Genomic DNA, 13,612 nt, shown 5'->3' with positions numbered 1-13,612 from the left:
CATTCGTTTGATGCGTAGTCGAGGGGAAATACGGCGAGTTGATGGATGTCCGCGAAGCGCCGGACACCGGTATTGATGAATTGGCTGCCAAATTGAATGCATGGGGGGCATTGATGGATGTGTCATTGCGAGGGGTATTGCCGCTGTAGGGGGGTGGGTCTCTAAACGTGCCTGAGTTAATTGAAGAAAGATTATCCATATGCACATACTCCATTTTTAGTGAGGGTTTACGTCGTGAAAACGGACTTTAAGAGCAGAAAAGCAGCCATGAATAAGCGGCAAACTTACACAGATAATCAGGCAGAAAAGATAAATATTGAGGTAACAATAACGAGAAAAACAGTTGCTGTCCGGGCGTTGAGGCGCCATAGGATGAGCAAAAGACTATCAAGCCTCGAACAAGGAACCCGGTATTGCTACAGCACTCAGGGGGTAAAAGTTGTTTCCGGAAAGGACATTAACGTTGAAGTATCGCCGGGAGGGGGTGTGGAACTGTGATAATTATCACTGACATTTATTCAGATTAATCTTATTATGCCACTGTCCTTCGCAGAGCTACCACCTTGAACACTGTCGAACATTGCCAAGAGTGCCGGAGATAAGCGCCGGAAAGGATACTTCCTTTTTTACAGCTCCTGTTCATAGGGGGCTTTTTAACTCAGAAAAGCGCATCGGCTACTTACCTCCTCGAAAGAGGGAGTACAGCAAAGGTTGTCGGTGCGCTTCTCTGTCATTTCACCGAGAACGTTTTTTATCCTCAGGCAGCATGTATTTTGTTATGCATACATGAATGTAACAAAGCCAACAATGACCAAGGCAAGTCCGGCTAAAAATGCAATGTCGTTTGTACGCAGCATAAGTCACCTCCATTCTATGATTGAATCATGGCCTGGATTCGCGCTTTAGGCTGTGACAGGGAAGGCATTTTGTAAAAAAGCGCTCTTTATCCCGCAAGGTTTATCCGCGAGCACAAAGTTCAACTATGAGAAATGGGCGAATACGCTGTTACATACCGGAAGTCGGCGACGTTGGCATCGCTACAGGTTAAACAGTCCTATTGATTATGTTCTTGATAAATGCCTTTATAATTATTATCCGTTAAATTATTGTAAACTCGTTTATGAACCCCTTCACCCGCCTCAGGCCCGTAGCCGTACTCATGGCTTGGCTGTTCTTTATCATGATCCCTGTTGGATTGGCTCTTGCCGATACCGTCTTTCTCAAAAATGGCGATCGGATTAGCGGTGACATAAAATCGCTGGACGGCGGCAAACTGGTTTTGCAGACGACCTACGGCGGCCTGTTATCTCTGGATTGGTCGGCGGTAAGCACCCTTCAGAGTGAAAGTCCCTTGCTCTTGCGTAACGGCTCTTTAGGGGCTGAATACCTGTTAAAGGTACAATCGGCAAAACCTGGACACGTCGTGGTATCGGATAAGATAACCAGAAAAGACGTGCCCATAGCGACAATTCGTCAGTTCGTTAAACCCAAGCCTCGCGTCACCGACCTGGTGTGGAACGGTAATGCTGATATCGGCGTTAATCTGCAAAAATCCTCAACGCGCAGCCAGAACTATGCCCTGGATTTTAACGGTAAGCTGAGCCACGGCATGTGGCGCCATGATTTCGGCGGGACTTACAATCGGGAAACGGAGAATTCTACTGTTAATACAGAGAATTACAGTGCGCGTTACTCCCTCGATCATTTTATTAATCAGAAATTGTTCTGGCAAGGCCGGTTGATATTTAAACGTGACTGGGTTGAAGATCTTTCCCGGCAATTTCTCGTCGGTACCGGTCCCGGCTACCAGTTTTGGGACAATGAACTGGGGGCCTTTTCTTTAACGGCCTTGCTTGGCCGGGTCAACTACCTTTATAGCGACGGTGAACAGGATCATTTTTCCGCCACCGGTATCCGCTGGGATTACGGTCGCTTTATCTTCGGCAAGCGTCTGGAATTATACGCCCGTGGCGAATTTGCCCACTCATTGTCCGGCGACACGTCCAGCCTGGATGCCGACACCGGTATTCGGTATAAACTTACCGATCGGGCAACGCTAAACCTTTCCTACGGTTATGACCGGGTCAGCGGTACGCGAGACAGCCTTAATGAAAGGACCCTCACCACTGGCCTTGGCGTAATTTGGTAAGGGAATCAAACGCGGCGGGACTCGTCGTGTTTGCCCAACAATGCCAGTGTAAAGGTTGCGACCTTAGCAGTGGAAAGGCTTGCCGCTTGCGGTGGGCTACAATCCTGCCTCATTTATTCTTTGTGCAAGTACCCAGGCCACGGAATCTATGACGTGTCCATGGCATCTGCCGTCCTGGTCGGTGAATTGACTATGCTCTATATCTCGGCTAGTCATCTCATCAACCACCGCCAGCCTATATGGCTGCAAAAATTCAGCCAGCGCACTTTTTTCAATACCAAATTTCCAGGGCTCCCCCACGGTTCTTACCTCAGCGATGCATTCGGCCTCGTTATAACCGCCGTATTCACCCCTGATAACTTCAGCATAGGCATAATCGAAAAAAAGCCGGCATTGTCCGGCCGCAACCTGGCTGACGGTGTGCAGGATGCTTTTCATCTGCTGCGGGGAGAGATACATAGTCAGTCCCTCAAGCAGAAAAAAACAGCTATTTTTCGGTTTTAAATCAAGGGATTTTATCCATTCGTCGAAAGAGTTGTTGGAAAAATCGATGGGAACAAATTTTACGTTCGCAGGATAATCAATATTAATGTTTTCCAGGAGCCGTCGTTTATGGGTCTGCATATCCGGATGATCGCATTCATACACCAAACAGCTTTTTAGCGTTTCCTGAAAGCGAAACCCCCGCGAGTCGTAGCCTGCGCCTAATATAAACACATGGGATGTCCCGGCCGGCAGGGTACTGAATAAATTATCGATATAGCGGGTCCGGGCGACAACATATTCATAGATGCCTGCCGGCAGCATGGGATTGAAGCCATCAAATCCCAGTACAAACGACTTATGCATGATTGATAAGAAAGAATTAAGTGAGTGGCTTATCAGAACAGAAACATAGTCGTCGCTTTTATAGAATTCACGCTTTTCGTTAAAGGATTTTGCACGCAGGAGGCAGACCATCTCGGCGGTGGTGGAGAAAAAGGGTTTGGTTTTCTTACTCATAAGAGGACCTTTTATACGGGAGAGGTAGAGTATTCCTTATTAAAATCATGAGTTAAAAAAGCACTATTTAAGAGGTAATAGGGTGATTAGGTTCTCTTTATGAAAAAAATACATCGATTTTGTTATCTGAATCAATTGCTTTTAGTTTACGGTTGGTTTACCAACAAATTCTGACCTTAAATCAGTCCTTAGGGTAAGTTAGTAAACCATAAATGCAATGTTTATATCTTCCGTAATTAAAAAACTGTCGTCTCAATTTATCGGATCATGAATTTATTATAAATGATTAACTATCAATTATAACTAAAGCTTCTTTTAGATGTGATTAATAAAAATGAGTGTTGTTTTACAAATCCCACTCATAATTTTTGTCAGCAAGAATGCATAATTTTTCTAAAAGGACTTTCCAATTCCGATATTTAGCTTGTTTTATTCGGAATATAAGCTGTAAGTTAAATATAAAATCACTTTTGTTATAAATAGCCTTTGGTAATTTTAAATCTTTGACTATTGCGTCAATTTTGGGTGTGTTTGAGGGGAAATAAACTGTTGGAGTACCAACGCATAAAGCCCCAATGGTATAGTGATAACGCCCAGAAATTAATAAATCAGCATATTTTATAACAGAAACCCAATCACTAAAACTTGTGGCGCCATATAATTCCATGCCAGGTATGTATTCTTTAAGACTTTCAAAAGCTATTGCATCTTCAAAGTGAATGCCTTCTTCTTTTGAACCGGATAAAAATAAATATTTATGATGAGGAAATTCCTTCAAAAGCCTTTTTGCGACCATTTTTGAACGGTCGAAATCGTAATTAACAGCACCAGAAATACATATATAAGATTCTTTGAATCTCCTCTCATTTAAATTATAGTGAATTGATTTTATAGTCAAAGGTAAGCTATCAAACGCCAAAAAGCATTCTTTATTTAAAATTTCATTGATAATTTTAACAGAGTACGTTTCTCGAGCGGCAATAAAATCACAGCAATTATAAGCGGCTTTATAATAGCTAATGGCATCTGCATCAATTGTGTTTGGAAAGCATGAGTGATTAATCAAAACAGTTTTTTTATTAAAAAAGGTTTTTCCAGCATAAATGAGAAATAGCAGAGCTTTTGAATAGGGAGTAAAATCATGAATCGTCCCTTCCCCATTAATGACAATGATATCTGAGCTTTTCATTTTTTGAGAAATTTCAGGATATTCAGTTATAAAAGTATTCTGTTCACCGAATTCGAGTAAAGAATTCGGTATGTTTTTTAAATTGTGAACCTCATATACTGATACGGTAAGTATCTCTTTAGCTCCCTTTTCATGTAATTTATCTTTTATCGCATGAGAAGTACCATAGCAACCCCAGTGGTACACATCTTCAGTGTCATTAATTAATAATACAGTTTTAGCCATAAATCACCCTTTGTAAAATAAAAATATTTATATATATCTAAAATCAGAAGCATGAGCTAAGAGTGAAAAGCGTTATAGGAGTCATATATCGTATAAAAGACTATTTAGGATGAGCCCGGCTTTAAAAAGATATATTTTTATAACGCTTATGTAAAAAATGCCTCAGATTAAAAGTTGCATAAAAATTGCGATTTTTGTTGAAGAAATAAACATTATAAAAATTCATTGATTGATATCGGCCACATACATCAATACGGCTAATATACATTAACTATCTTACTCAAAAGAGCTATCAACTTATATCATCTGCCTTTATTTGTATATTGAAAAAACTTAGATCTCTGCTTCAAACGATCAATCTGAGTGGCGTCAAGCATCGACTCGTGATGAAATATGCTATATTCAGCTATCATGAAAAGGATTCTTTCAAGTAACAACACAGATATCTTAAAAAAAAGGTTTCATACAATATTGCTCCAAACTCAATTAATGGTTATTATGGTGCGAAATGTTATGATGATACTTAATTTTTTAGGCTTGGCAATTAATTTTTTTTACCAGTTTGCTTTAAAAAAACTTTAGTATCTGATCTCAAACTTTGACGGTATGGAAGACCTTTAATCCAATATCATAATAATGACAGCAATCCAAGCGCATGATAGGCTTAGAAGTGTTTAAGTTCGCGGTTATTGAGTGCATATGTTTACAATGCCACTTTCAAAAACGCGATTCATAACCTTATTGAAAACATGCGACACGCCGTAAACATCGGCCGTTGCTAATGTCTACTCAGATACCTCGGACATGAAGTGATGAAGATCTTTTTTTTAGCTGTCGATTTCTTTATAGTGAACTCTTTTAATGAGTTTGGTTAACTAGCCTACCGTCAACCCTGAATAAGAGTGATAAGACCTTATGCAGTGTACAGCGTTGAAGGTGTAGAGACACGAATGTGTCTGAACGAGAGGTTCATCCGATACGTTTGAAGTCCAGTTATTGTCATATAAATTCTAACACAATAAATAATTTCATTTTAATGATAAATTAATTTATACTATGGCTAATCTTTGTAGTTTATATTTAAAAAATTGAGCGGCGGGTAAGTCAACATATGGAAAACAAACAAAAAAGCGCTGTGGCCATAATTACGAGAACAAAAAATAGTGGAATTATGCTTGAAAGGTGTATAAACATTGTTTTACAGCAAAGCTTCAGTGATTGGAATCATGTCATCATAAATGATGGTGGAGATGTAAAAAAAGTTGAGGATTTATCGAATAAATATACATTAGACTATAAAGGTAGACTAAAGGTAGTCCATAATGAAAATTCAGTTGGGGTCATGGCGTGTTCAAACATAGGAATTAGAAGTTCAATATCTGACTACATTGTTATCTTGAATGATGATAATTCTTGGGAGCCGGTTTTTTTAGAAAAATCGCTAGACGCTTTAAGAGGTGATAAATGGCCCAATACAAAAGGTATAATTTGTTATGTGCAAAGAGTTCAAGAGGAGATAATAAGGGGAAAAATTTTTGAAAAAAAAGGAAGGAATTATAATCAACATATCAAATCCATTAATATCCTTAAGTTATTAACTGAAAACTTTTTCACACAAGCGAGTTTTTTATTTAAGCGAGATGTTTTGGATGATGTTGGTTATTTTGATGAAATTTTTCCTTACTACGGCGATTGGGAGTTTAATGTTCGTTTTTTATGTAAATATGATATCGCTCTTTTAAATGAGACTCTAGCTTACTGGCATTACAACTCTTCGTTAGTAAAAAATCAAAACCATTTATTGACCGAAGAAAATTTGCAAAAACTTTATAAGTCAAGAGTGATTAATAAATGGCTAAGAGATTCCTTTAGGAAAAACACCCTGGGAATAGGTGATGCTTTTTCTTTTGCTGAATTATTAAGTCATCAACACTTTTTTGATAGAACATTTTCTATGTTTGATAAAAAGAACCATGATAATTTATGGGCACGCATAGTTAATAAATTATTTAGATAGACAGTTTGAGAGGGTTTATGAAAGAAAGACTATTTGTATCCACTGGTTATTATTCAACCCTTTTGGCTGCGGCACTTGTGATGCAATCTGAAAGCGGTTATAGAAACCATTTACTTGTAACACTAGACAGACAGTCTAGGGAAGAAAATACTCGATGGGCCTACAGGATGTACCCAAATTGGGCCTCTGTTAATGTAATATCACATGAGGAATATTATGTGGATGGCATACATTTTAAACCTGATGTCGAAGAATTTTATGAAGTGGTTACCCCATTTTTTGAAATGCTAGCGTTAATTAAAGATACGTTTAAATCTCGTCACTATAATCTATATGAAGAGGGGTTAACCAGCTATAGTCAATTTCTTAAAAAAGGTTGTGAATACAAGGGAATATTTTATTGTTTGCATCCGCATCTTCTTAATAATGTAAAAAATTTATTATCTGTTCCTATTCCTGCTAGTGCGGTAAAATTTTTGCTTGAAAAAGCATCGCAATGCTATCTTTGTCCAAGCTTGCGGGGGAATAAAAACATCATTTTTATAGGGCATGGAGGCTTCCCCAATGAAAATGATAATAATTTAATTGCCCAGGAAATACATGCCATGATGTCAAGAATGAGCTTTCTTGGTTATAAAATACTCATGACAAAACATACAAGAATAGATTCTTCGGTTACATTTGCAGAAAATCTTTACAACGATAAATCGCTAAATTTGGAATTTATAGATGTCAATATACCATTGACAGATATTCTTTTGTTAAAAAATATAGAAAAAATTTCTTTTATTTTTGGGGTGTGTTCAACGCTTTTAATAAATTCTGAGTTATTGCATAATATCAAAGCTTATTCAATTGATTCGGCATTGATGGGTGACAGACAAAATGATTTGATTAAAATACAAAATTCATTTGTGAAAAATATATCTGAGATTGCATTCCCATAAAACATTGCATTTTTACAAAAAAGTCTATTACCCGATCCCTAAGACTTTTAAGATTAATATATTTATCATTAGGTAACTAAGGTTTTCGCGCTGCGGAAAGTCAATTTTAGGAGTGGCGACGTCTGAATGAATAAATTCGAGTTTTGTAACCCTAACGTATTAAATTCGGCCAGTTCGGCAAGCGACGCACTGGCCAATATTATTCTATTAACATTTAGACACTATATATGATTAAATCCTTCAATTCACCGCTACCCACGACATTCCATCTTATCTTCCTTTCAAGCTTATTTAGGTGTTTATTAAATAGGTCTGAGTTCTTACTGCTACCGCGGACATAATCGGCTTGTCCTGTACCGGCATGCAGTGCGCCCGCCAGGTAATATTGTTGATTCATCCCCGGCGTGGCGATACGTTTTTGCTGTCCTCTCAGACATCAGTCCTAGGCGGGTTTAACTCGATATCGACTTCATCTGGATAAAACACCGTATTATCGACCGAATTTTGCACCAGGGCTTGCTCTATGGCTGTGCGTTTTTCCCCATATTTGAGGGTCTGTGATTTCAGTATCGGTGCGGCTCTGCGCCAGACAAGGCCCGCCTTTCTCAGGTAGCGGTGTCATGTGACGGGATGGAGCAAGATATCAAAAAGCCGATAAACGACAAGCGCCAAAAATTCGGTATTTCAGCGGGGGCGCAACCAGCCGAAATCCTGTGGTGAACGTTGCACAATAAGCGGCAAAGATGGGCAAGACATCAGCAACAGGCCACTGTGGATCACGACCGGGCTTGAGACTTTTTAACCCACTAACTCATTATAAAGTAAATAAATTAATCCACCGGCCTACTAAGGAACGGGCTGCACAAAGTATTCTCGCGACCTGAGTGACGGCCATTTCTTGATGAAATATGAGCATCGCCATCAGTCAGCGAGCGTAGTTTTTATCATGAGTTTGTTGAGCTTCTCTTTTCATAAGACGTCGTTCTTCATCAGGGATAAATGCAATGATCGGCATAACTCAGTCCGGATGGTGATATTGGTTAGTTTGCCGATTGGACAAAATACAATACCGGCTGATTTCCCTTCGAGTGATCAACTATTGAGTGAAGCTATTCAGGGGGTGTATTATTAACGATTTATTTTTTACATCTGTCGATTTTGTCATATATCACTATAGTAAATGGGGTTACCCCATTTAACCCTCCGCCAATTTTTGCAGGGAGCATAGTGATTTATGTCATCAACAATGTATGGATTGAGTTATTCGATGAGGGGTAGGTTTTGCCCCCCCAGCTTAGGGCGCGTGCTGGTCAGGCGGCTTTACGCCGCCAGTTAGTATAGTTGGAAGCTTTTATATCTGGGCGTGATCAATTTTATCGCCGCTGATGGACCTTTTGATGATAAAAACTTATAAATGGGTGCTCAATATATTTCGTAGTATATTTAGATAAAAAAATTGTTAGCATTATCAATAAGAAAGCGAGTATTGAGTTTGAGATTTGATTTTCACTTTTACAGCGTAAAAATAAATACAATACGGGAGTATGTAATAGATATATTGAAAAAGACCTCTTTCCAAGCATCAAAAAATACCGTGAATCAAGAAAATTTAGACATCTTACGCCGATTACAGCATTGATAGAGATTGATGCGGCTGATATAAACGTGATAAGAAAATAAGTCAATGGGGTGAGTGTTACACTGAAAGATGTTATTAAAATCACTCCAAAGCCAATCAACGCTATCAGTCTAACCATCAAAATATTTTTAATTATTGATGGTAAAAAATATTTCATAACAGAGTAAGATATAATACCAAGTGACATACTGAAAAGGCACCTTACAATTCCGCTATTTAATAACAATACATGAGCTTTTCCCTGACCTACAGGTGGGATACTAAAGCAGAATGCAATTATAACCGAGAATATTGCCAATAGATATGGCATTATCCTACTCTTACAACAAATGAAAGCAGTTAAAGTGCCCGCATAAAGTTCCACCGATATAGACCAACTAGGTTGATTGGTTGCTAAGGAAAACCCTACATTTATAGAGTTCATTAATAATATATCACCAAATATATTATGTGGTGTAACGTTTTGAATCCAATTTGGATAAAAGACACCAGCGGATATATATAGGGATATCGGAATAAGCATCATGCAAAAAATATGCATTGGGTACAGTCTTAATATTCTAATTAATACAAATTCATAGAAATTTGTTTCATCTTTCTTTAACCTTTCATGATAAACATGATATAGTACTATTCCGGATAAAATAAAAAATATGTCTACCGCATAGGATGCGTTCCTAACGGGATATATACCGGAATCCCAGCCTGTATAGTGACCGTAAGCGTGAGAAAGTGCCACAATCACCGACAAAATCCCCCTGATTCCGTCAAGACCTTTTAGTCTTTCCATTATAAAATTTCCATTAATGTTTTTAAAATTACTGTATTTTCTATCGGTAAAAATGATACATTATTTCCTACCCATTTAGCCAGAAATTTGCGCCAGTCAATATGTTTATCCGTGATGGAAGCAGAGACATCACTGCCATGAAACATAGAGAACCCATAAGTAATATTGAAGAATAGCGGATAAGCGCTGAGAATTTCCCCACTCTTTACAGGCAACACGGTGTTAAACTAAATCTGCTATTGTGCAATGGATTATAATGTCCTATCGTTTTATTACTTTATAATTTCATATTAATATTATGTGCATGATCGACAATTTTCATGTAAATTATTCTATTACCATCATCACTAGCGGATAATTTTTGATAATCGCTCAGTCTTGATATATTACATATCTTGAATCCGGCCGAGAATTACTTCGCCCGCGCTGTTTACGTATCATGCCGGGTCGGAATTCATCGAGACGCTATTTTTGTCGTTGGCTGATCGCTAACGCCAGTCAATGTTTCATCGAGGTGTCATCCGTCATTGAAGTTCACCGATTCACTTGTTTGGAACCGGACAGGTTGGGGGCTGCCCATCACACACTCTACCGTTGCCTTCAGCAAGTTGACAGAAGGCAGTATCCCGACCTGTTAAAAGCTCCGCTGTCACGGTCCCCCTCTGGCAGGGTGGTTGAACCCATATAACGGCTCCGGTTATCGTTACATGAGACGATAACGCGTAATCATTCATGACGATATATGTGGCAACTCCTGAATCGGGTTGCTCAGTTTTTGAAAGACGCATCACCGTTTACGGGTAACCTGCCCGGCCAGGCTATAATGGCGCGGAAATGTGCAATGCTTTTAGTCTGGCTTGATAGCTCGCTTATGCTAATGCAATAGTAAAATTCGGCTACGCCGAATAATTTTTTAAAATCCTTTTAATCAATATACGCCTTAAGGGCGAGGGCTTTTCTATGCAAAAAAATCGGTAATATCACTAATACCGCGACCACAGCAGGGGAATTCACGGACGGTAATGTTGCAGGCGGCATACCGCCAACAATGTTGCCTGCTGCGTTTTTTAATACATTACAACGAGAACTAGTAAATATCGTACAAGAAGCAGGTTTAGTGCTTGGTCCCAATAATGATGCGCAGGTTTTAGCAGCTATACAAAGTTTATTTGGATCTGGTCGATTGCTGAATGTGAAAACATCCACATCATCCGGGGTATATACCCCAACGATAGGGACCACACATATTGAAATACTTTTAATTGGCAGTGGCGGCGGCGGAGCGGCCGCAACTACTAGTACAACTGCTGCAACAGGTGCTGGGGGTAATGCAGACTCATGGTTGCGAGCTGCACTTATTACAGGATTTTCTGGTGTCACTGTTACCATTGGAGCCAGCTGGAGCTGGTGGTAGCGCGACGGCGGGAACATTCGGGGGTGGTGGTGGGCAAAGTTCGTTTGGGACCACGTTGTTGGCCCTGGGGGGGGCGGTACCGGCGTTGCTACGACTGGTCCTGGTGTGAGCGGTAGCAGATCACAACAAACCATCGCGTCGGGTGGTGATATCAATAATGCGGGACAGCGGGGAACGAATGGGCTTGTTTTCTCCGCCGGCAGTGCAATCAGTGGTGATGGAGGGGGACTCCGATGGGTGTCGGTGGCACGCCCAGCACCAATGTCGGTGGCACCGGAACAGGGTATGGTTCAGGCGGCGGCGGAGCCTCATCAGTATCGAGCAGCGCAACAGGTTATGTTGGGGGGGCAGGTCGGCCAGGAATATGTGTAATACGGGAGTATGCATAATGGCCAATTTTGCAATCATCGAAGATAATGTGGTAATTAATATTATCGTTTGGGATGGCGTTAGTAAATGGGAAATTCCGACAAGCGAATCTCCTGTTGGGATTAACGACAATGTCGTGGTTGGGATTGGTTATTCTTATAATCCAAAAAACGGAATATTTACAGCTCCAGATGGTTCTCCTAAATGTCCGCTATAGGTTACTAGTGATCCTTCACCCAGCAGATATGACGGAAGAACATTACATAGTTAAAAAATCCGTCATGGGTGGCAGGTAAAATTACAACTATGATATAGTAGGTTATCAGATTTTTCTTGTGATGACTATGTGAAAAATATTTATGGAATATAAGAATTATGTAAAGGGTCTTGATGGTCTTAGGGCAGTATCAATGGTTATGGTTATGATGTTTCACTTTTCGTCATTTCTTGAACCTGAGTTAGAATCTTTGGGATTCATAGGAAGACTAGTTCTAAGTTTTTTTTCTGCTGGTTGGGTTGGAGTAGATATATTTTTTGTAATATCTGGATATCTAATTTGTGAAATATTCAAAAGGCAGGACAGGTTTACATTATATGAATTTAAACTATTTATATTTAAACGCGTAAGAAGATTGTATGGGCCTTATGCAATACTAATAGTAACATTCTCGTTCCTATCATTTTTTTTACAAGGAGAGAACAAAGTACTAAACAACTCATGGATTTTGTGGACCCTGTTCAGTAATATTTATTTATCCTTTTACGATAGGGCGGGGCTTGGAGACCAATATTTTTCATTATATCATTTATGGTCGATTGCTATAGAAATACACTTTTATATAATGTTTGCATTAGGTTTCATGCTATTTGGTAGAATGCGTGAATTTTCAATTTTTATGATCGTATTGGCAATTGCAACAAGGTTTTTACTAATGCTGCACGGTTCCTTGGATAATGCAATTTATTCATTTACTTTTAGCAGAATCGATGCATTCTCGCTTGGTTGCATGGTATCATGTATTAGAAAAAGTTGCTTAATAACTAGGAGAATTAGAAATTATAATTTTATGTTAGGTATAACTCTTTTTTTGGCTATGCTAACGGTATTCTGGTACCATGGGTATCAATTTAAGAAGAGTATTTTTGTGCAGACGTTTGGTTACTCATTACTTGATGTTTCGGTGTCTATGATTATTCTTTCTATAGTTAGCGGAAATGGACAGAGCGCAAAAATAACATCAATTCTTGAAAATAAAATATTAAAATGGATCGGCGTGAGAAGTTATAGCCTTTATTTGTGGCATCTCCCTTTTTTTTCTTGGTTTGTTTTATACTACAAAAATATTACAAGTAGTCCATTAGAATTGGTGCTTTTCTCAGTTACTTCAGGAATTGTATTTACGTTTGTAGCAGGTTGCGCTTGCTATTCATTTTTAGAGAAAAAATTCACTACGAGAAATTTATTAATCAAATAAATTAACAATTCTCGAAAATCCATGTCGTAATATTACTCACCCACGGTTCACGCCAAATAATACACGAATGAGGCTACATTTTGCCGCGGGGAGTCTAACGCTTCCAAGCATGTTCAGTTTATTGGGCAAAAAGCGGACTAGGGTAGGCCCGGAAATGATTAATGCCTAGAGTGTCTCTCGACGTTTTAAAAATTAAATAATTATTTTGAACAGAGCAACTCTCATTTTAAAATATGCGATATTCGCCGCAAAATATTTGATATTAATTTTGTTTGATGGTCGCTATTATTTTAAGAAAGATTATTTTTTAAGATAGTATTCTTTATCTTCACATCCAACTTTTTCTATCATTCCATTATATAAGTAGACGCCTGCCGATGGACAAGCATCCCCTGC

At 39.0% G+C, this 13,612-nt stretch carries 8 protein-coding genes and 3 pseudogenes; 8 read left to right on the top strand and 3 right to left on the bottom strand.

What is annotated here, in order from left to right; all coding sequences use genetic code 11:
• Positions 1–180: 180 nt before the first annotated feature.
• Positions 181–498 carry a hypothetical protein gene (locus tag HB631_RS03340; protein ID WP_213989752.1) on the top strand — a complete coding sequence of 106 codons (318 nt, stop codon included), beginning with the start codon at positions 181–183 and terminating at the stop codon, positions 496–498.
• A 661-nt stretch (positions 499–1,159) separates the two neighbouring features.
• Entirely contained in the window at positions 1,160–2,149 is a 990-nt protein-coding gene (locus tag HB631_RS03335; protein ID WP_213989751.1) for a DUF481 domain-containing protein, read from the top strand.
• A 96-nt stretch (positions 2,150–2,245) separates the two neighbouring features.
• Here the strand turns inward: HB631_RS03335 and HB631_RS03330 are convergent, their stop codons facing one another.
• Together HB631_RS03330 and HB631_RS03325 are read right to left on the bottom strand one after the other, a co-directional pair.
• Complete coding sequence (locus HB631_RS03330) at positions 2,246–3,151, bottom strand: SAM-dependent methyltransferase (RefSeq protein ID WP_213989750.1); 906 nt, start codon at positions 3,149–3,151, stop codon at positions 2,246–2,248.
• 346 nt (positions 3,152–3,497) lie between these two features.
• Complete coding sequence (locus tag HB631_RS03325; RefSeq protein WP_213989749.1) at positions 3,498–4,565, bottom strand: polysaccharide pyruvyl transferase family protein; 1,068 nt, start codon at positions 4,563–4,565, stop codon at positions 3,498–3,500.
• A 1,111-nt stretch (positions 4,566–5,676) separates the two neighbouring features.
• Between HB631_RS03325 and HB631_RS03320 the strand changes: the two genes are divergently transcribed.
• Positions 5,677–6,582, top strand: a complete 906-nt coding sequence (locus tag HB631_RS03320) for a glycosyltransferase (protein ID WP_213989748.1) — start codon at positions 5,677–5,679, stop codon at positions 6,580–6,582.
• 17 nt (positions 6,583–6,599) lie between these two features.
• A complete protein-coding gene (locus HB631_RS03315) occupies positions 6,600–7,529 on the top strand; it encodes a polysialyltransferase family glycosyltransferase (protein ID WP_213989747.1) in 930 nt (309 codons plus the stop codon).
• 304 nt (positions 7,530–7,833) lie between these two features.
• Here HB631_RS03315 and HB631_RS26915 read toward each other — a convergent pair.
• A pseudogene (locus HB631_RS26915) lies at positions 7,834–8,544 on the bottom strand (IS630 family transposase); the annotation flags it as partial.
• A 2,102-nt stretch (positions 8,545–10,646) separates the two neighbouring features.
• On the opposite strand from HB631_RS26915, the pseudogene HB631_RS26910 reads away from it, so the two are divergent.
• From HB631_RS26910 to HB631_RS03295, 4 genes and pseudogenes are all read left to right on the top strand, one after another.
• Positions 10,647–10,844: pseudogene (locus HB631_RS26910) on the top strand (hypothetical protein); the annotation flags it as partial.
• A 45-nt stretch (positions 10,845–10,889) separates the two neighbouring features.
• Positions 10,890–11,129, top strand: a pseudogene (locus HB631_RS26905) (hypothetical protein); the annotation flags it as partial.
• A 631-nt stretch (positions 11,130–11,760) separates the two neighbouring features.
• Complete coding sequence (locus tag HB631_RS03300; RefSeq protein WP_213989744.1) at positions 11,761–11,958, top strand: hypothetical protein; 198 nt, start codon at positions 11,761–11,763, stop codon at positions 11,956–11,958.
• Positions 11,959–12,100: 142 nt separating this feature from the next.
• Positions 12,101–13,216 carry an acyltransferase gene (locus HB631_RS03295; RefSeq protein WP_213989743.1) on the top strand — a complete coding sequence of 372 codons (1,116 nt, stop codon included), beginning with the start codon at positions 12,101–12,103 and terminating at the stop codon, positions 13,214–13,216.
• Positions 13,217–13,612 lie beyond the last annotated feature (396 nt).

It is taken from the genome of Sodalis sp. dw_96, from assembly GCF_018449575.1.
Taxonomy (GTDB): Bacteria; Pseudomonadota; Gammaproteobacteria; order Enterobacterales; family Enterobacteriaceae; genus Acerihabitans.
Note: the sequence above shows the minus strand (reverse complement) of the source record. Positions and strands in the feature narration are given on the sequence as shown.

What these genes read in the sequence shown, in the direction of transcription:
- HB631_RS03335 (WP_213989751.1), top strand. Translation starts at nt 1,160, where the DNA reads ATGGCTTGGCTGTTCTTTATCATGATCCCTGTTGGATTGGCTCTTGCC.
- HB631_RS03330 (WP_213989750.1), bottom strand. Translation starts at nt 3,151, where the DNA reads ATGAGTAAGAAAACCAAACCCTTTTTCTCCACCACCGCCGAGATGGTC.
- HB631_RS03325 (WP_213989749.1), bottom strand. Translation starts at nt 4,565, where the DNA reads ATGGCTAAAACTGTATTATTAATTAATGACACTGAAGATGTGTACCAC.
- HB631_RS03320 (WP_213989748.1), top strand. Translation starts at nt 5,677, where the DNA reads ATGGAAAACAAACAAAAAAGCGCTGTGGCCATAATTACGAGAACAAAA.
- HB631_RS03315 (WP_213989747.1), top strand. Translation starts at nt 6,600, where the DNA reads ATGAAAGAAAGACTATTTGTATCCACTGGTTATTATTCAACCCTTTTG.
- HB631_RS03300 (WP_213989744.1), top strand. Translation starts at nt 11,761, where the DNA reads ATGGCCAATTTTGCAATCATCGAAGATAATGTGGTAATTAATATTATC.
- HB631_RS03295 (WP_213989743.1), top strand. Translation starts at nt 12,101, where the DNA reads ATGGAATATAAGAATTATGTAAAGGGTCTTGATGGTCTTAGGGCAGTA.